Annotated in this window: 15 protein-coding genes; 6 read left to right on the forward strand and 9 right to left on the reverse strand. The window is 53.8% G+C overall.

Going from position 1 to position 19,410, the window contains the following annotated elements; all coding sequences use genetic code 11:
• Positions 1–478: 478 nt before the first annotated feature.
• Positions 479–2,791: a serine/threonine-protein kinase gene (locus VFA09_07710; GenBank protein HZU67148.1), complete on the reverse strand. Its 2,313-nt coding sequence runs from the start codon at positions 2,789–2,791 to the stop codon at positions 479–481.
• A 164-nt stretch (positions 2,792–2,955) separates the two neighbouring features.
• Between VFA09_07710 and VFA09_07715 the strand changes: the two genes are divergently transcribed.
• Positions 2,956–3,117, forward strand: a complete 162-nt coding sequence (locus VFA09_07715) for a hypothetical protein (protein HZU67149.1) — start codon at positions 2,956–2,958, stop codon at positions 3,115–3,117.
• A gap of 50 nt (positions 3,118–3,167) precedes the next feature.
• Here VFA09_07715 and VFA09_07720 read toward each other — a convergent pair whose 3' ends face one another.
• Together VFA09_07720 and VFA09_07725 are read right to left on the reverse strand one after the other, a co-directional pair.
• A complete protein-coding gene (locus tag VFA09_07720) occupies positions 3,168–4,712 on the reverse strand; it encodes a hypothetical protein (GenBank protein HZU67150.1) in 1,545 nt (514 codons plus the stop codon).
• A 213-nt stretch (positions 4,713–4,925) separates the two neighbouring features.
• Positions 4,926–6,710, reverse strand: coding sequence for a hypothetical protein (locus VFA09_07725; GenBank protein HZU67151.1), 1,785 nt, complete (start codon positions 6,708–6,710; stop codon positions 4,926–4,928).
• Between the two features lie 200 nt (positions 6,711–6,910).
• On the opposite strand from VFA09_07725, the gene VFA09_07730 reads away from it, so the two are divergent.
• The 3 genes from VFA09_07730 to VFA09_07740 all read left to right on the forward strand — a co-directional run bounded on the left by VFA09_07730 (position 6,911) and on the right by VFA09_07740 (position 10,947).
• Positions 6,911–8,578, forward strand: coding sequence for a DUF1800 domain-containing protein (locus VFA09_07730; protein HZU67152.1), 1,668 nt, complete (start codon positions 6,911–6,913; stop codon positions 8,576–8,578).
• Positions 8,579–8,593: 15 nt separating this feature from the next.
• Positions 8,594–9,856, forward strand: a complete 1,263-nt coding sequence (locus tag VFA09_07735; GenBank protein HZU67153.1) for a DUF1501 domain-containing protein — start codon at positions 8,594–8,596, stop codon at positions 9,854–9,856.
• A 545-nt stretch (positions 9,857–10,401) separates the two neighbouring features.
• Positions 10,402–10,947: a hypothetical protein gene (locus VFA09_07740; GenBank protein HZU67154.1), complete on the forward strand. Its 546-nt coding sequence runs from the start codon at positions 10,402–10,404 to the stop codon at positions 10,945–10,947.
• A gap of 25 nt (positions 10,948–10,972) precedes the next feature.
• Here VFA09_07740 and VFA09_07745 read toward each other — a convergent pair whose 3' ends face one another.
• Positions 10,973–11,518 carry a hypothetical protein gene (locus tag VFA09_07745; protein HZU67155.1) on the reverse strand — a complete coding sequence of 182 codons (546 nt, stop codon included), beginning with the start codon at positions 11,516–11,518 and terminating at the stop codon, positions 10,973–10,975.
• 93 nt (positions 11,519–11,611) lie between these two features.
• On the opposite strand from VFA09_07745, the gene VFA09_07750 reads away from it, so the two are divergent.
• Complete coding sequence (locus VFA09_07750; GenBank protein HZU67156.1) at positions 11,612–11,821, forward strand: hypothetical protein; 210 nt, start codon at positions 11,612–11,614, stop codon at positions 11,819–11,821.
• 98 nt (positions 11,822–11,919) lie between these two features.
• Here VFA09_07750 and VFA09_07755 read toward each other — a convergent pair whose 3' ends face one another.
• The 3 genes from VFA09_07755 to VFA09_07765 form a co-directional block, all read right to left on the reverse strand.
• Positions 11,920–13,542: a sodium:solute symporter gene (locus VFA09_07755; protein ID HZU67157.1), complete on the reverse strand. Its 1,623-nt coding sequence runs from the start codon at positions 13,540–13,542 to the stop codon at positions 11,920–11,922.
• A 343-nt stretch (positions 13,543–13,885) separates the two neighbouring features.
• On the reverse strand, positions 13,886–15,583 hold the full coding sequence (gene ltrA / locus VFA09_07760; protein ID HZU67158.1) for a group II intron reverse transcriptase/maturase: 1,698 nt from the start codon (positions 15,581–15,583) through the stop codon (positions 13,886–13,888).
• Between the two features lie 602 nt (positions 15,584–16,185).
• On the reverse strand, positions 16,186–16,344 hold the full coding sequence (locus tag VFA09_07765; protein HZU67159.1) for a DUF3311 domain-containing protein: 159 nt from the start codon (positions 16,342–16,344) through the stop codon (positions 16,186–16,188).
• 464 nt (positions 16,345–16,808) lie between these two features.
• Here VFA09_07765 and VFA09_07770 point away from each other — a divergent pair, with 464 nt between their 5' ends.
• The gene (locus VFA09_07770; protein HZU67160.1) at positions 16,809–17,081 is read left to right on the forward strand and encodes a hypothetical protein; all 273 of its coding nucleotides are present in this window, start codon (positions 16,809–16,811) and stop codon (positions 17,079–17,081) included.
• A gap of 10 nt (positions 17,082–17,091) precedes the next feature.
• Here VFA09_07770 and VFA09_07775 read toward each other — a convergent pair whose 3' ends face one another.
• Positions 17,092–17,718: a YbjN domain-containing protein gene (locus tag VFA09_07775; GenBank protein HZU67161.1), complete on the reverse strand. Its 627-nt coding sequence runs from the start codon at positions 17,716–17,718 to the stop codon at positions 17,092–17,094.
• A 330-nt stretch (positions 17,719–18,048) separates the two neighbouring features.
• Complete coding sequence (locus tag VFA09_07780) at positions 18,049–19,143, reverse strand: SIS domain-containing protein (GenBank protein HZU67162.1); 1,095 nt, start codon at positions 19,141–19,143, stop codon at positions 18,049–18,051.
• Positions 19,144–19,410 lie beyond the last annotated feature (267 nt).

The raw sequence follows: 19,410 nt of genomic DNA on the forward strand, positions 1-19,410 counted from the left end.
TTCAGCCCTGACTTTGACGAAATCCGCTTGAAAAGCGCTTACTGCATCAGTAGCGCGCTTGTTTGCAGTGCCCTCATTGCACAGCAAAGAATGGCAGAACCCTGGCATGTCATTCTGAGCGCAACAAAGAATGACAGAACCCTGGCGTGTCATTCTGAGCGCAGCGAAGAATCTCTACACGCCTTCTGGGAATCACTGGATTCCTGTGCCGGTTAGACTCTCTGCATGTTTCATACAGTAATAGAGGTGAACAGTCAATGAACCTTTACGCAAGAATTCTGTGAAAAACAACCATTTAATTAGCATGCCTGCCCGGGAAAGAGATAAAATACACGCTGGCTATCTGGCCCGCTGCCTCTTAAAAGGTAGAAAGCAACCATGCGAAGTATAACACGTCTTTAGTTGTGAAGCAATATTCGTTTTCGTTTCAAATTGTATCAAGAAATAAATGGAAGAGGATAACGTAAAGTGTGGGCAATTAGCGAGATGTGCTTACCTGCCAGACCCTCATTGTGGTGTCTACTCCAACGGATGCAACACGTGTGCTATCCGGCGACCATGCGACTCCGTGAATGAGAGGAGGCTGGTTGTAATTGAGAATCCTCTTTCCCGTGGTAGCGTCCCATACCTGCGCATTACTGCTGCACGTAGCGATAGACCTACCATCCGTCGCCCAATCTACTCCCTGTACAGAGTCGGGGTGACCGCGATAAATCAGCTTCGTCGCCCCCGAACCGGCATCCCATACCTGCGCCGTCTTATCTGAGCTGGCAGAGACCACGCGGCTACTATCCGGTGACCATGCCAGCGCCTGCACGCCTCTTGTATGCTTGCTATAAATCAGTATCCTGGCCCCCGTGCCCGCGTCAATCACATGCGCAGTCCTATCCTTGCTGGCCGAAGCAATGCGCGTGCCATCCGGCGACCAGCGTAAAAACCAGATCAGGTCCGTATGCCCATCGTAAGTAAATATCGTCTTGCCGCTGGCAGCATCCCACACCCTCACAACCTTATCGTCTCCGGCTGAGGCAATATATTTACCGTCAGGGGACCACGTCACGCTTCGCACAAAAGCATTATGACCCTTATAAATCAGCACATGTTCGCCGCTCAGAGCATCCCATACCTGGACCGTCATATCAGAGCTGGCCGAAGCGATGCGTGTTCCTGCTTCCGGCAGCCAGGCCAGCCCGTTCGTCGAACCCTTATGTCCTGTGTAGCTGAAACGCCTTGCCCCCGTCCTGGCATCGCACACCTGCACAGTCATATCCTGACCAACGGAAGCGATCAGCAAACCGGACGGAGACCACGCCACACCATAAACGTCCAGCGTATGACCCGTGTAGGTGAATAATGTTTCTGCCACGGCAATAGTCGTTGTGGGGGTCGGGGGCGACCCGCCAGTTTGCCGCGGCTGGTGCGAGAGTAGCTGCCATGCCGTTATGCCTCCTACGGCAGCAACTCCAGCCATCCCCAGGGTAATCAGCGCCGCGCGCCGGGAAACCTTGCGTTTGCCTTCGCCTGCAACCTCATGCCCAGATTTCCGTAGGGGCCGATTGATCGCGCCCAGCGCCGATTGATCGGCACTGCCGGGTGCAAGATTGATCGCGCCCAGCGCCGATTCATCGGCCCCCAGAGATCTCCCCTGTTGTAGCGCCTCCACGCTCATTCCCTGCTTGAAGGATGCGGAAACTCTGCCCGCCATGTCCGCTTGTGTGGTAGAGGAAAACGTAGTCGCATCCCTCACGTGTCCGATGCCCGCAATAGGGGCCGGTCCGCTAAATGGCGGTGTCACCGGCATCGTCAGCGGCGGCGTATTGGACGTGCCGCTTCCTGTCTCCCCGGAGATGCCGGGCGTCAAGGGCGGTAATAGCGGTCGCGATAGCGGCGTTGTTGCCCGTGTTGAGATGCCGGGCAGCGAGCCTGTAGCAGGGGAAACATAGGGGCTACAGACCTGCTCTAAAGCCCCGGCAAAGAGTGAAATCGTCGCGAAGCGTTCCTGCCAATTTTTGGCCAGCGCTTTCATCACTACGGCCTCAACTTCGGGTGGAATACCCGGCAGTTTCAAGTGCAAGGGCGGTGGCGGCGTTTGCAAATGTTGTGCAAAGAGATCGATGAAAGAACCTGAGAAAGGGCGCTCCCCGCACAACCACTCGTACACGATAACCCCCAGCGCATATTGATCGCTCGCCGGGCGTGGCTTGCCTTGCAATTGTTCTGGCGACATATAGCCTATCGTCCCTACCACTTCCTGCGTGCGCTCCAACTGCGAATTCTGGCTCACTACAGCGATTCCGAAATCGCTGATCAGCACTTCGTTGTTTCGCCCCAGCAGCAAGTTCTCCGGTTTGATATCGCGATGAATGAGCCGTCTATCGTGCGCGTACTGCAAAGCACCGGCCACCTGCCTCACATAGCTCAAAAGAACTGCCAGCGGCACCCGCGTCCCTCGCGGAAATTGCCCGCGCAGCGTACCGTTCGGCGCGTATTCCATCACCAGGTAAGGCGTACCACCTGTTCTATTCAACTCGCCGGTGTCTGAAATCGCATCGCCGCCCTCGATGCCAAATTCCAGGATGCGTATAATGTTTGGGTGATCCAGGCCAGCAATAATACGAGCCTCGTGCAGGAATTGCTCCAGCTCTCTGCTCGATAGTTGTACGCTGAGAACCTTAATCGCCGTCATTGTCTTGAGGAAAATATGTTCTGCCAGGTAAACTTCAGCTGTGCCACCCTGACCTAAAAAATGCACCAGGCGGTAGTTTCCGAGGCGTTCTCCTACACGATTCATCTTGCACCCGTAGGGGCAACCACGCGACGAGTGCGATAAATCGACTATGTACTGGATAAATGCGCACTCTACCAACCCGCGCTCTACATGGTCACCCTTCCCCTTATGGTCGCCTGTCCCCTCTATGCAACCAGTTGCTGATCTCTTGTGAGTTCTTCCCCTCTATGCAACTCGTCCGTAAGACCGGCTTTGTGCTGGATGAATCCGCACTCTGCACCCGTCGCCCTGGCACGCGCAACCATAGAGGGGAGGCAGTGCGGGATATGGGGGAATCCAGCACTGCTGGTGCTGAGATTGTAGAGGAACGCATTATGCCTGTCAAGTAGGGGTGTACCTTGTGGTCGCCCGTCGATTTATCGCGCCCGTTACATTGCTATCACGTCCAGCTTACCGCGTCGATATAGACACTCGTCGTCGCGTTTGTCGGGCTATTGAACTGAATGCCCAGCACCTGTGGCTGTCCATTAATCGTGACGGGGAGAGTGTAGTTCAGGTGATTCCATATCCCCGGTTGCAGCTGTGTGAATGCCGCGGAATACCAGTGATACGTCTTGTCCATCACAAATATCTTTGCGGACAGCGCAATGTTCTTGTCCGGCAGGTAGAGATACGCGGAAACCGCCTGGCCTCCTCCGGGAGGGTTGGCCATGTTAACGTTATCTACCGCGACATAGGGGAAATCGTTGCTGCCACTATTGCTGAGCGTCACCTGCAAGGAGTGCTTGCCGTCCCGGGCGAAAGCGCTACTGTTTTGCACAGTGCTGATTTTGCTACTGTTTGCTGCCCAGCCATCAGTGCTTCCATCCTCGAAGGAGAACGAGACGTACTGGCCATGACCGGCGCTCGGCGCCAACGCGGGTGCCTGACCACCGGCAATTATGCGCTGGTACTCGTCCTGCACCACCTGCCCTTGCGTTGTCAGCGTATTGCGGTCATCGATCAAAGAGATCACCGTATTCGTACAGGAGTATTGCATCGCCGCAAAGACGCGATTGGCGGCCAGCGTTTGCAGCGCCCTGGTGGTCCAGGTCGTCATAAACGCCGCGTCGTTGACCTTACCATCATCCGGCACAGCATCGGGAGCGTAATTCCACTCAGTAATCATAATGGGGAGCGTAGTGCCAATTGTGTTCTCTATTACACGGCGCGCATCGGTAATATGCGTTGTCCAGTCATCGATGTGCGAGATACAGGTATTTTGTGTCGAAGAATCCAGGCAGGGATATTCATGCCAGCTGATCTCATCTGGACGCGGATTGGCATGCTGCAAAAAAGTGGTCAGGTAATCGCGCTCATACTGGTAATTGACCGGTCCCACAAACTGCCCATTGAGGGCCAGGCCTTTCAATTGGGGCACGACAGTGTTCCAGGCATGTGTATACGTCGTCGCATCGACCCCGTGCCAGTCGTCCTCATTGCCAAATTCATAGTAGACGGTTTGCCTGCCAAAAATGCTATTCATATCGGAAACCATGCGCCTATCGATCTTCAAAGCACCCGGGTCGGTGGCTCCATGCAGCGCGACTAGCGGGACCGCGCCCAGATTTTTGATCGTCCTCGCCGCCGCTATCTCGGTAGCTTCAGATAAACTCGAACGCAGGGGCATGCGAATAATCTGGATGTGCATCTGCACCAGCAAGTTGCGCGCCGTGGGAGAGGTTAAAACCTGGTCATTACCGGTAAAGAGGCCAAGATTCGTGCCAAAAAGGAGCGGAGAGACGGGTATATTCGTGCTTGTGGAATGGGCTGTAGGAGTCAGATTCATCGCGCCCCCGGTAGCATGCCTGTTGACAGGCCCACTGGACACCGTGTTGATAACAACCCACAGAATTGACCCCAGCAGGATAACGAGCAGGGCCAGACTTGCAATCATGAGGAAAGGCAGAAATATATTACGCTTTGTATCCGGTGAGTTTTTCATGATCTTTATCCTGTTGAGTGGGGTGCCCGCTTCTCAATTCAAAATATAGCATCTCTATTTCTATCGACAGGTTTGCAAAGAAAGCAAGGAGTACTTTTGCGCTAGCAACATGGAGTGGCGCCCCTTGCCATCGCCAGGCTCAGGCATAACCTGCCATCGGAAATAAACGTACAAAAAGGGAAACAATTTCGTAACGGCAGTTCAGGGCAGAAGTTAAGTAGCCTTCTGTGGCGTCTTACCCCTTGTCGCCTCAAGCAAAGTTGCATCCTGAATAGGTGCGCGGCCATGTCTTCGCTTATGTATCAATGCGAGGCCCACCAGCGGCAATCCCCAGACCCACAGCGCGTCGAAATATGCCCATGTGAAGCCGGGCAGACCTGGAACGATAGTATACCGAGGTCCCCACGCAATGAAGCAATAGATGCTTAGCGTGCTGAAAGCGAGCAGGCGCACATAATATGTCCAGATTTGCTCATCGCTCACTGCCTCAAGAACCGCATACAGGCCGAAGAACGTCACCACATACCAGGGCCAGTACCAGGGCGAGCCGATCATGCAAAATAGCAGCCACACCAGCGCCATCCAGCCTACCAGGCCAGGAACAGTAGCGATGCCTTGTAAGGGCGACCTCAAGGGTCGCCCTCCCAATTGTGTGCCGCGTATCGTCCGCCAGCACACAATACAATAGGTCAGCACGAAAAGCGCCAGGCTCAAGGTATGCATGACATGCTCAGCCGGCGAACCAATTGGCTCTCCGAGAGGAAATCCCAACAGGGCAGCGATAGCATTATAAAGATGCGCCAGTAGATCAGGCAACGAGTTGATGGTGCGGGATGCCGCGGGATTGACCGTAAGCACATCGAAGATAGCTCCTCGCTGCCAGAATGGTGCATAGAGGGCTACAATTACACCGGCATACGACACAATGGCCACCAGGGCTATTTTGAGCGTCCGGCGCGACGGCTGCAACCACAAAAAGAGCAGGAATCCTGGCGCGAAAAGCACAACATAGAGCTTCAGGCAGGTCGCGAGCGCCAGCATGCCCATGGCGAAAACAGCGGCACGGATGCTCGAACTACCTGTTCCAGTATTCCTCTCGCGCACCAGAAACCAGATTGCCATCAGCACGAAGAACAACACCGCCGCATCATTATGCGCGTTTGTGCAGGCCTCGAACAGTAGCAGCGGATTCCAGGCGAATGCCAGCGTTGCCAGCATACGCTTTTTCTCGCTTATGCGTGCATTCCTGCGCCCTAGATGCCCGCAGATTGACCAGATCAACCATGTAGAAAGCACATGCATCAGCAGCCCGAAGAGGCGCAACATGATGAGCATTGGCAAAAGATAGTTGAGGCCAAAGAGCGAAAAGATACCCTGCATAGCGCCGGTAATAATAACCCATGTGGGGCCATACGCCGAAGGCTGGTCCGGCCAGGCGACATAGCCATAGACCGGGTCTTGAGAAATAGAGGATGGAAGCGTCGTTAAAGGATTCAGGTGATACAGTATGCCTGTACGGGCATAAGCTATATAGGAAAAGAGATCAGGCGAGGTGACAACAGGAATAAGACAGAATAAGAATCCCAGTAATAGAGTGGAGCAGAGCAGGTAACGGCGTGTGATATGCCCAGGAAGACGACGCAAAGCAACGATATAAACCACAAATACGGCAATGAACGCGCTCAGCAAGAAGGCTACTTCCAACCAGCTAAGGGTCAAATCTGGCGTCCCTGTGATATGAACATGCGGAATGGGCGGAATGATTGCGAACCCTGGAAATAAGATCTCAGAAGGCAGCACCGGCCACGTTCCCAGCTGGGTCAGCAGCGCCTCATGAAACCATAACGCCCTTAGGGGCAGCGTTGCATCGATCAGCAAAATAGTGCCAATCATTGCTAACAGCACAATAAATGGCGCTCCTATGCGGTGCCCATCGCTCTTTGAGACGGAATCATTTGACTGTGGAGCGAGCCTCATCTCCTGCACAAGTATTTTCATAAAATATTCTGTATTTCTTCTTGAGACTTTCTTGATGTTTGTCTGCTACAATACGAGCAAACAGACAGGTCAAGGCGCATGACCTGCACCGGCCCTCACGGGTATCAAACGATGTTGCGAGGTCCTGCGTCACGATTAAGCCAGATGTCTTTGATGTGTATGAGGGTGGGGCGTAGTACTCTGTTAGGAGTTTAAAGCATATGCACGATCAACCAACGCTACCTCAATGGGATGATTCATCGCAAGCGGCCGGGCAAAGCGATGGAGGGGAAATACACGCGCAGGCTCCTCAACCTGGGCAGGCCAATCCACCTGTGCCGCAGGCGACACGTGGTCGTTCCTATAGACAGTCACAAGGGCCGCAACTCTCACGCCGCACGTTCATGGGCAAATCGTTAGCGACGATGGCTGCCATTGGTGGCGCGGGTATCGTCGCGGCTGCCGGTGGCGCCACGCTAGAACAATGGTTACAGCACGGCGGTTGGAGCAATCTCTTCCACGGTCCTATGGCGAGCAATACCCAGACCGGCCATCTGTTGCGACGCGCGGGTTTCGGGGCCTCATCCAGCGACATGCAACTATATAGCAGTCTTGGCTTCAACGGCGCTGTAGACCGCCTGCTGAACTACTCGCAGGTATCAGATGACGAGTTGGAGAACCGGCTCAAAGCCTTGAATCTGAACCTCAATAATCCTACCGACCAGCAGCGCTGGTGGTTGCTGCGTATGGCCTGGACGCAGCGCCCGTTATTGGAGAAAATGACCCTGTTCTGGCACGGCGTGCTCACCAGCAGTTTTCGCAAGGTTGGCGGCAAGAACAATTATATGCGCATGATCATCCAGAACCAGTTTTTACGCGATCATGCTTTTGATACCTTCGACAACATCATGCTTGGCATCACATCTGACCCGGCTATGCTCTTCTACCTCGACCTTACAAAGAGCAGGAAAAACGCGCCCAATGAAAATTATGCCCGCGAGATGATGGAACTATTTACCATCGGGCTTGGTAACTATACGCAGCGCGATGTCTCCGAGGGAGCTGCAGCGCTCACCGGTTGGCATGTCAAGGGGCTTTCCTCATACTACAATCCCAACGATCACAATAACTTAACCAAGTACTACCTGGGTCACGTGGGCAACCTGGACTATAAAGATGTGATACATATCCTCACCAATCATCCTGCGACGCCCTGGTTTATCGGTCGCAAATTGTTTACTTTCTTCGCCTATGAGAATCCCAGCAGCGACGACCTGAAACCTCTGGTTGATACTTATGTTGAAAGCGGGCATAACATGGGGGCAGTCGTGCGCACGCTCTTGCTTTCGCCCCAATTCTCTTCACCAAAGGCCTATCGTAGCCGCGTGAAGTCGCCTGTTGAATTCACCGTCGGAGCGTATCGTGCCCTGGCTATTAACGGAGATGGCACCGGCCTGCCCGCTATAACAACATTGATGGGCCAGACACTGTTTGATCCGCCCAACGTCGCTGGCTGGCCTGGTGACAAAACCAGCGCGTTCTGGCTCAATAGCGGTACGTGGATGACGCGCCTCAACTACATCGACTTGCTGCTCGCGCGTGGCACGCTTGCTCGCACTGGCTCTACCCCGCTGGTCAATTTGCAAAGCGTCGTCAATTCGAACCAGATCGATTCGCCGGAGAAGTTTGTCGATTACTTCTCGTCGTTCTTGCTCGATGGCAATATCGAAAGCGACCGGCGCACCCAGCTGCTCGACTACTTTACGAGTCCCGACAGCAGCGGTAGAGGAGGGCAGATTACGCTGACCAATGGCAAGAGCTATCCGCTCAATCGTGTGCGCGGGACGCTGTACCTGATGATGGCATCGCCGGAATACCAGCTGAATTGATAAAGGAGCAAATAGATGAAACTCAGTCGCAGGGCAATGATTAAAGACGGCTTGCTGGTCGTATCGGCAGGCATGATCATGCCTTCCATCTTCAGTCGTGGTGTCGCCTCGGCCAGGGCGCAGGCATTGGATGGTTCGCGTGTGGCACAGACCGCCAGCGACCGTGTATTGATCGTTGTGCAAATGGCGGGTGGCAATGATGGCCTCAATACCGTCGTCCCCTACACCGATCCCATGTACATCAAGTTGCGGCCTACCCTGGCCATACCAGAATCGAAAGTATTGCAACTCGATTCTCGCCTGGGCTTGCATCCCAACCTGCAACCCTTGAAAAAGCTGTGGGATCAGGGGCACCTGGCTATAGTCGAGGGCGTTGGCTACCCCAATCAGAGCCTTTCGCACTTTCAAGCTATGGATATCTGGCAAACGCTCGACCTCACCGGCAACGGCAGCGAGGGCTGGCTCGGCAAACTCGTCTCCGGTCTCGTCGATCAACAAGGCCATCCTTTCAAATCGCTCGATATTGGTACGCAAACGGCGCAGGCGTTGATGTCCATCACCACGCAGGTGCCTACACTTTCGAGCGTCAAAACCTATACCGTCTATCCCGACCCGGCAGACACCGATGGGGGCAATGCGCGCATGCAGGCCCTGTTGAAGCTTTATAACTCCTATCCCAAAACATCGCCCTATGCCGCGCTGCTGGATACAACCGCGCTCAATGCACAAGATGGATCAAGTCGCCTGCGGCAGACCGACGCGCAGTATCACCCTGCCGTCACCTATCCCACCGGGCCTTTTGCCAGCGGGTTGAAGGTGCTGGCGGAAGCAATTGTAGGTGACCTGGGACTGCGTGTTGGCTACGTAACGCTTGGCGGCTTTGACACTCATGCCAACGAGCAGGGCACCCACGATACCCTCATGCAGACGCTTGCCAACGGTCTTTCCGCCTTTTACAATGACCTGGCCGCGCATGGCAAGGCCGATAATGTCGTCGTCATGACATGGTCCGAATTCGGCAGGCGCGTGGAAGAAAACGGCTCCCTGGGTACCGATCATGGCACCGCGGCTCCCATGTTTGTGCTGGGCAACCCCATCAACAAGGGCATCTACGGCGAGCCACCAGGCCTGAGCAATCTCGATCAGAACGGCAACCTGAAATATACTATCGATTTCCGCTCGGTATACGCGACGGTGCTGGATCGCTGGATGGGCGCGTCTTCTCAAGATGTCCTGGGCGGCTCTTTCGGCAACCAGAATTTCCTACCGCAACCCTGATTATGAATTTTTGCCATCAAGATCGGTAAGAGCGCCTGTCCGTGTCATTGACTGTCCATGCCATTGGCGGTTCATGCCATTGGCTGTCCATGTCATTCTGAGTGAAACGAAGAATCTGTACCATTGGCTGTCCATATCATTGGCGGTTCATGCCATTGGCGGTTCATGTCATTCTGAGTGAAACGAAGAATGACATGAACCGCCAATGACATGGACAAGGCCACTCGGATGACCGGTGATGTTCGTGAAAGTTCATCATCAGGATATGAGGGTTGGCACTATCATGACCGCTTCTGGTTGTCAAAGTTGAGAAACTCTAGTACTTTGTAGTCTTGCACCAGGAAATTTCAGAGCATGTCTTCTTGTTTGCTCTATACCTGTGTTATAATATTCTGCACGTAGGGGCATCCCTTGTGTTCCCCCAATTTCGGCAGGTACTAGCACCCCCATGCTTACTTGCCACGCAATGTGTGCCCCTATAATTGTCTGCCCAAACTTTGCTATAATATATCCTGGTTACATTTGAACCAGGAGCACAGTAGATCATGTCACAAACAAAGAAAAAGGGCCTCTTCGCATCCATTCCACCACGGATACGGATAGCGATAGCCCTTGCCATTATAGTTATCCTTGCCGTTCTCAGCTTTTTCGCCCCGCCTGAAAAAGATGATGCAAATGTCACAGGCGATTCACTGCCGGCAACTGTCACGGTAACGCACCCGGTCGGTACATTGACCGTCAATCGGGCCATAGACTACAACAATGTGCATATTACCATTACCCAGGTGACAGAGGCAGCAGCATTTTCCGATGATAGCAAGCATGGAGGCATTTTTACGGTCCGCGTGGCAATGCAAGAGCAGAACATGGGCAAAACGCAGGCGCCCATCGGCATCGATTATGCCTCGCTTGCGCGCCTGGTACTCGACAATGGGCAGGTAATCGCGCCCAAGCTGGTAGATATCGCCCCGGTCGTCCTACCCAACACGCCCCAAAGCGGCTACATCGACTTTCCCGTTTCCAGCCAGGTCGATTTGTCTACGCTGGCTTTTCGCATGGGCAATGGGGAAATGGTGGCTTTTAGCGGGTGAGAGATACCTCAAATCTGACCTGTTGTCATTCTTCCTCAGAAGGAATCCCCACACGTTCAATGCGATTCTGCACATCGGCAATCGCCTTGAGCCAGGCAGGTGAGTGGGCCGGCTGTTCTACAAGCGCGGCTTCTTCGTTTTGATTGCGCGAGGGGAGTTCTCCATTTACCTGCTCTTCCAGTAAAAGGTAATATTCTACCAGCACGCGCTCGCCGTTGTTGTGGGTGAGACATTCTTCCAATAGCGCCTGGGCCTCTTCATAGGCGCGCAATCGCTCCTGCGCATCTGTAAGCGCCTGCTGAGCTTGCTCTCGCCTCTCGGTCAACAGTTGCTGGGCGCGGCGACGCATACGTGGCTCTCGCGGTTCCTCCATGGCTAACTGCTGAAGTTGTAAAGCAGCTTCTCCTACCTGAATGGCCGCTTCCTCGCGTCGCCGGGCGAGCCAGGCCCGCACGGCATGCACGCGCACAAGGATATTCGCGCTCTCAGGCAGGCGCAGGTTATCCTCAGAAAGTAATTCGTCGCTGCCTACCTCATTGGATTCGCCGGATGTTTCGTCGTCTATGTCCATCGTTGCCTGTGTTTTACCTGCTATCTGTGTTTGTAGTATACGGGAACGACATCATCTTTGCGCAATCCTACGCTATTGGATGGGGGAAAGTCAATGAGGGACTTTGACAAAATTAATGGGAAATTCGGGCCGATCAATCGGCGCTGGGTACGGTATGCCTGTCCCCCAGACAGGACTGCCCGGCCCCTACGGGCGTTCGACCGCCGGGCCGATCAATCGGCGGTGGGCACGGTAAACCGGCCCCTACGCGGCTTCGCCGCGGGGTCCCGTAGGGGCCGATTGATCGCGCCCACCGCCGATTGATCGGCTTAGCGGTCGTTGCCGGAGTAGTTTGTCAAAAACCATACCGGCTCGTGCATGAAGGTAAGCGTTCGTCTCTATTCTATGAAAGAGAATCCTTTCTATCCGAGCGCCTCTTTACCCGCCTCCACCGGCTCGACAGGAGCAAGTTCCTCTTCGTAGTCCGCGGGTGAGGTTGCGTCCACGCCGCGTTTAGCCCCGATGGCCTCGAAGATGGGAGTGAGGACAATCGCGAGTACCAGGTTGACCACCAGCGCGATCGCGGCTGCGTAGGCAATGATGGTCAGCGAGCCGAGTTGCAGCGTGTAGACCGCTTTGAGGTTGGCCGCAATGAACATCAACGTCCCAAGCACCTCAGCTACCAGCCAGCCGATGAGTAAGGCCCAGCGGTTGAACCAGTTGGTGAAAAGGCCGAGGAATACCGCGGGCAGCGTTTGCAGTATCCAGATGCCGCCAAGCAGCTGGAAGTTGATGACCTGCTGTGTGGGAATGTAGACGATGAACAGCACCGCCCCAAATTTCAAGATGAACGAAGCGAGTTTGGCCACCTGCGTCTCCTCGCGAGCAGAGGCGTCGCGGTGTATATACTCCTTCCACACATTGCGCGTAAACAGGTTCGCCGCCGCAATCGACATGACAGCGGCGGGCACTAACGCGCCAATGGAGATAGCGGCAAAAGCAAAGCCTGCGAACCAGTTCGGGAATTCCGTCAAGATCAGGGCCGGGATTGAGCCATTGGAGCCGAAGGTTGCCAGCGGGTTGATCTTGGCGGCGATGGCCATGTAGCCGACCAGCGCCAGCAGGCCCAGCATTAACGAGTAGATGGGGAGCAGGGCTGTGTTGCGCTTGACCACATCACGGCTGCTGCTGCTCAACGTGCCTGTAATCGAATGTGGGTAAAGGAACAGCGCCAGGGCGGAGCCAAGCGCCAGCGTCGTATAGGCCAGGTACTGCTTGCTTGAAAGGAACTCGAAAAAGGCGGTGGGGTTAGCCTTGCCATTTACAACCGCGGGATGAGCGACGGCCTTGGCATGTACTGCCGCGAAAATGTTGCCGAATCCACCCAGTTTGATAGGAATATAGATGACCGCTACGAATACCACCGTCAGTACCATGATATCTTTGACCAGCGCGATCATCGCCGGGGCACGTAGGCCGCTCGTGTAGGTGTAGGCGGCCAGGATGATGAACGCGATGAGCAGGGGGATATCGACCGGCACGCCGCCAACGCTTATGCTAAGCGGAATGCCGAGCGCGGCCAGGCAGACCTGAATGCCGAACATCTGTAAGGCAATATAGGGCAGCGTTGCCACAATGCCCGTAATTGCCATGGCCAGTGCCAGCGTGCCGCTACCGAACCGGTCTTTGACAAAATCGGCGGCGGTTACATATCCGCGCTGTTTGCACACCGTCCAGAATCTTGGCATTAGCACGTAGACGATGGGGTATACCAGAACGGTATAGGGTACGGCGAACCAACCATTCAATGCGCCCAGCCCGAACATTGCCGCCGGTACAGCAATGAAGGTATAGGCTGTGTAGAGGTCGCCGCCCAGCAGAAACCATGTTACTACAGTTCCGAAGCGCCGTCCTGCCAGACCCCATTCATGAATCTGATTCAGGTCTCCCCGGCGCCAGCGCGATGCTACGAAACCTATGGCCGTGACAATCAGAAAAAAGACAATAAAGACGGTTAATGAGACTGGGTCAAGCGGTGGTTTCAACGACTTCTTCCTTTCTCACGAGGACTCCCGGCGGCCTTAAGAAATCGGCTCGCAATCGCGTCCCCGTACATCCTTGTTTACCAGAAACGAATGAAATCGAACGGGCCACAATCGTCTTGATGTAGAGCAGAACGACTACTTACGAATGAATTACTGCCTCAGACACGCTCGACTGAGAGACCTCACTGATACGGGCCTTTCAGATCTTCACGCTCTCAGGAAGTAGACAATTGCCATCAAAATGGCAGTAATAATGATCCAGAGCAACTGGTCGGGTAGCCGATCGATGTTGCCATCAATCAGCCCCCTAAGAACCGTACATGAGAGTTTCCCCTCATACGGCTCAAGCCTTTCGCTCGCCCTTTACAGGACGCGGCTTCGCAACGGTTTTTTTCTGGCTGTGAACTTGTCTGTGGCAATTTGGGTGCAGCAGGACGAGATTGTCCATCCGGTCGCTTCCTCCATAGACCCGTGGAACAACATGGTGGACATGCCACCCCGTGATTTCTGTGATCTTGTGGCTGCATACCGGGCAGATACCTTCTTGCTCCATCCACAGAGAGAGTTGTTTCCTTCGACCTCGTAGGTTGCGTGCCATTTTGACGCCGAGGCGTTCCTCAAAGTAGCCTTCCCAGGCGGGGTCGTATGGATTAGCCTCCCCCTTAATCTTTCTGTGCCGTCTGATTGGCACATCGGTTGCATACAACAGCGTTGCCGTTACCTGTTCATCTGTTTCCCCACAGAACGTCCAACTCCGGTTTCCAATGGTACGGAAGTATTTTTGCCGTATCCACCTTGCCCCTTTATTAGGATGTCTGCGTTTGGCCCACCGCCAGAGCGCCTCGTAAATGGCACGGTCCACTTTGCGGAACGTCGCGCTGCTTGCTCCGTGTTGGTGGTATTGCGCCCACCCTCGAATGATGGGGTTGAGCTTTTTGATCAGTGCTCCGGCGGGGATGGCTGGATTTTCTTTAATGATGGTGCGGATTTTGCTCAGGAACGCTTTCACACTCTTTTGCGACGGTTTGGTCAGGAACTTGCCCTTGTATTTACGGATGTTTTGGCCGAGGAAGTCGAACCCTTCTTCAATGTGGGTGATGCGGGTTTTCTCTTGGGAGAGGGTGAGTCCACGTTCACGCATAAACTCTTCCACCAGCGGTTTGACTTCGTTTTCTAGAAGCTCTTTCGAGCGTCCAGTAATGATGAAGTCGTCCGCATAGCGGATGAGGTTAATTTTGAATTGGGGCCCCTGTCCTGCCCGGATGTGAGGGAAAGCCTTCTTTAACCGTTGCTCCAGACCATCAAGGACGAGGTTGGCAAGGACGGGTGAGATGATATCGCCCTGCGGCGTGCCTTCTTCCGTCTCATACCACCGACGTTTTTGCATATATCCAGCTTTGAGCCATTTGCGAAGAATGGGTGTTTCTAAACAGACGTTTGCCAAGAGCCATTCATGGCTGATCTTATCGAAGCACGACTTGATATCTCCTTCCAGTATCCATTCTGCCGACGTGGTGTTTGCCAATGCCTGATAGCATTGGACAATGGCATCAGCAGCCGATCTTCCCGGTCGGAAACCGAACGAGTTGCGGTCTCCGGTGGTTTCGGCGATGGGGTCGAGTGCGAGCAGGTACAGAGCTTGCATCGCTCGGTCTTTCATCGTCGGGATACCAAGAGGCTGTTTCTTGCCGTTACTTTTGGGGATATAGACGCGCCTTAATGGCTGTGGCCGGTAACCATGTTGCCGTAGTGTTTGAATTGCCGCAGTTTTCTTTTCCGGGGAGTCCCAGGTTTCCCCATCAACCCCCGGTGTTTGTTTGCCAGCATTTTCCGTCACTCGTTTGACCGCGAGTGCTTTCCCGCTGAACGAGTGAGTGAGCAGGCGTTGCAAGGCTTTGACCTTGCCCCATCTGCCTTCTTGCGTTGCCTTCACGATACGCGCTTGGAGCCGACGCACATTGGATTGGGTGGCGTGCCAGTCAATGTCATGCCATCCTTCCACAGTGTGGGAAGTCGCACCAGCAGAAATTTCTGCCGCCATCTGCTTTACCTCCTTAGTCGGTTAGTCAAACTTTCTCGTGAGGAAAGACCGCTGATGGAAGTCTGCCCGCTTTCGCGCGAGGTGATGTTGTCTCTTTTGAGACGCAACCTCTATCCACCCCATTACAGGATGGCCTTCGCTTTTTCCATCTTCCTCTACCCGCAGTTCATCTCGCATCCCTTGCGGTTTGCTTACCCTTGTCGGGAGAGCTACGGGCTTACCATGTTCCGCCTGAATACCTGGAAGGGTTAGGTTCGCTTCACTCCGCCGGTGGCGTTGTTTGCCCATGAAAGGGGATGGTTCAGCCCCTTTACCCGCCACAGTGCCTTTTGGCTCAAGCCTCTCAGCATATTTGGCTTGTTCTTCTTTACGACGTTTATTAAGCGTTCGCATCTGCTAACCATACCTTCCAACTCTAGCCCCTTCTCCGTTCTTATGCTAACAGAGACATCGCGCTCTCACGAGATCGATGTTCGCGCTTTGCGCGAAGGGTACATTGTCGGTGTGCTTTGTACAGCGCGTTACCTTGCTGCACTTCCACCTAGAGTACTGCTGATGGGACAGCAGGTTCCGTACGGGTTTTCTTCCCGTGGAACAGCTATTCAGGCGACTTCATGTCGCACGAACCAGTAGAAAAACGGGATGCCAATGAATGTTGGCTGATCGGTGTTGTAGAACGGGGGCCACAAGAGGACGATGAAAGGGATGAGTAACAGCAACAGGAGCCAGGATCGGCCTTTCCGTTCAGGACGGGTAACCATGACTTTTCTCCTTCCGTTCGTGGAATCTTATGATAATAAAAGAAACCAGTTGACGACCAGGGAATGGAAACCAGAGAAAATGACGACAGTCAGTTAAGCCCTACAAGACTGTTCCCTAGAGTATAGTATGCTGAAGCAAACAGCGATTGTCAAGCTCAGCGATAGGGCAGTGCCAGCAACCCGCTGAAATTTGAAAATTTGTTCTAAAAACCTCTTGACAAGAGCGCCTTCTCATGCTAAAATGTCTCTCGTTAGAACAAATGTTTAAAACTGAATGTGCTCTCTCAACCCCTTTCTCTCTCCTGAAACAACCTCTTGTGAGCGGTCGGGTGCATTCCCCTCTCTCCCCCTCCCGACCGCTGTGGGCGGGAAAAGATAATACTTGACGCTTTCTTATTTGATAGCTAGAATAAGGGAACTGATGGCGGGAATGCTTGCCTCGTATCTGAAAGGGATAAAGTTGCATGGATCCGACAGTTACCCTGGTCGAGTATATTGGATTTGTAATTGCCGCGCTCATTATTATCTGGGCGGTTATTGAGCTGGGCAGGAGGATGTACGGGAAGACGCACTTTGATCTTCGCCCTCCCCATACCTGGGATCGTTTTCATTCCACCCGCCCTGGTGCCACGCAAGAATTGTTGCCGGATGCTGATGACGAAGAAGATTCTGAGTTGGATCTTCATACGCGGGCAAAGCAAAACGGCCATTATTCAGAGAGTAAAAAGCCTCACTAGTATTTAAAAACTAGTCCTTCTTTCCCTCTAATATACGCGCAACCTCTGCCAGGACATCGTTCACATCCAGTTCGGGAGGTGTGCTGGATGTTTCTGTAGCGCCTGCTGTGAGTAACTTCGGCTCCTGTTGTGGCTCAGGCTTGTATGCCGGGCCTGCTTGCGCGAAATATTCTTGCTCGCAAGCCTGCAACGCCTGTTGTGGCGTCATATTGCCGTAAACGATGCGTGGGATCAGGTTGTGATACATTGCTACCGTTTGCATTAATGCGCCAAAAGCCAGCCGGAATTGCTCTTTAGTGATGCTGTCCCTGGCCAGGGGAACCGTTTCTTCCAGGCGGACTTCTCCATCTTCAAGATCGAGACCAAATTTGCCCATCGCGATGCGAAAATTCACCGCGAGCAGGGCTTCGAGGCATTCAAGACGTTTATTTGTAGTGACTGTGTTGATATGAGGAACAACAAGCATTAACTTTCGCACTTCATCGTGTTGTTGGAAACCCAAAATCATGCGCCATTGTCCATGTTTGCTGTGAAAGATGAGTTCGATTGTCTCCGCATTCGCATCCAGGTTCGCTATACGTACACCCATTTGATAGAGGTAATCAACAAGCTGGGATATACCAAAACCGTCGGCCATGCAATGCTCCTTACTAGATTGGTACACTTGACGTTTTCGGGTTTAGCAGCTATATGGCTCCCGCAGAAAGCGCCAGAGATCAAATCCTCTCCTGAACCCGTTAGGGATTGAAACACCAGACTATAAACCGCTGACCGGAGAGGAAGAAAGTGGCATATGAATATAAACTCCACCATCTCGTTCAAGTATAACATATTTTGTTGAGTTATGGAGCATCTGACGGCATTTTTTCGGGGCCGGTAGAAATATTGGTTCGACAGCAGATAAGAAGTGGGACGGCAGGTCTGATCGAGCCTGCCGTCCCACTTCTTATCTGCTGTCAGACCATCATCAAAGCCGGAATCTCCCATTCGCGCGTTTGTATATTTCGTTATCTGCGCGGAACAGATCGGCATTGGTGCCGCGCGCCGTTGCTAGAAAATCGGCCAGCAATTGTACGGGCAGTGCGGCCAAAAATGGAGTCAATTCTTCGAGCAGTTCAATAGTGTCGTTAATGGGGAAGCGCGTCCAGTTGTCGCGACTGAAAAGATGCGCCGTCTCTTCGCTGGGCGCCTCGCCGATTAGCCAGACATACGAGCCGATCTCGCCCAGGGCCAGCAGAAGGTCAGCCATGCGTGGCTGCGCCGGGCCTTTCACGGTGATGGGGATCAACAAATCCTCGGCCTCAAAAGAGACCTGGGGGCCGTGAATGGCCTGTTCCAGCTCAAATCCCTCGGCGGTTACATAGGCCGCTTCTTTCGCCTTCAATGCCCCCTCCGGCGCGGTTGGAGCATTGGGGCCGGCGCCAATGAAAAAGAGACGCCTGGAGCGAGCAACGGCTTCCTGGGCGATCTGCCGCACCTGATCTTCGCGTGCCAGGATATCCTCCATCAATGAGGGGATCTGCATCAGTCCCTGCTCCAGGCGTTCTGCCTGCTGCTTGTAGCCGTTGAGCGCAGCCAATCGTGTCGCGATCTGGCCCAGGCGAGTCAGCGCCCCGGTATAGCTGATGGAATGTGCCGAGGATGGGTCTTGCTCCACCGTCTCCAGTTGCAAATCGGCTCCCTGCATTTTGGAGTTCATGCCGGTGATGCCGATTGTCAGGACGCCGGCCTCTTTTGCGCGCTGAACCGCCCTGTTGCCGTGTACTTTACTGCCGCGATGACTGATGACGATCACTCCATCATCAGCTCGCAGTGGCCGCGGATAATTCACAAATTCAAACGAGCGCACAGCCCAGGCATCTGCCCCTGCGAAGCGCAACAGGTATTCTCCCACCCAGGCGGCGTGATAGCTCGTGCCAATGCCTGATAGGAAAATGCGGCCGGTTCGCGCGAGTCGTTCCGCCGCCTGTGAGGGTCCTTCCCAATCACCGAGCAGCCTGCGTAGCTCTGCCGGCTGCGCGTGAATCGAGCGGTATAAAGCACTAGTACTCTTGTCTACCATGTGTATCTTCTCCCGGTTTACAAACGTAATATCTGTGTGAAAAAGTATAACCCTCATTCGGCATTTTGCATAGGGCCAGAAACTGTTTGCCTGCCCATCCAAGTGACTTTTGGCATTTCACATACTTAGTATGCTATTAAAGAGGGGTCGCCTGCGTCTTATAAATGTAGAAGAACTCATTCATCATTCGAACTGGCGTGAAGACGGCCCTTTTAGCAAGGATAAGCAGCCGAGCAAGTTGCTCAATGAAGGTAGGGGGACTTTGCG

The sequence above is a fragment of the Ktedonobacteraceae bacterium genome, from assembly GCA_035653615.1.
GTDB lineage: Bacteria > Chloroflexota > Ktedonobacteria > Ktedonobacterales > Ktedonobacteraceae > DASRBN01.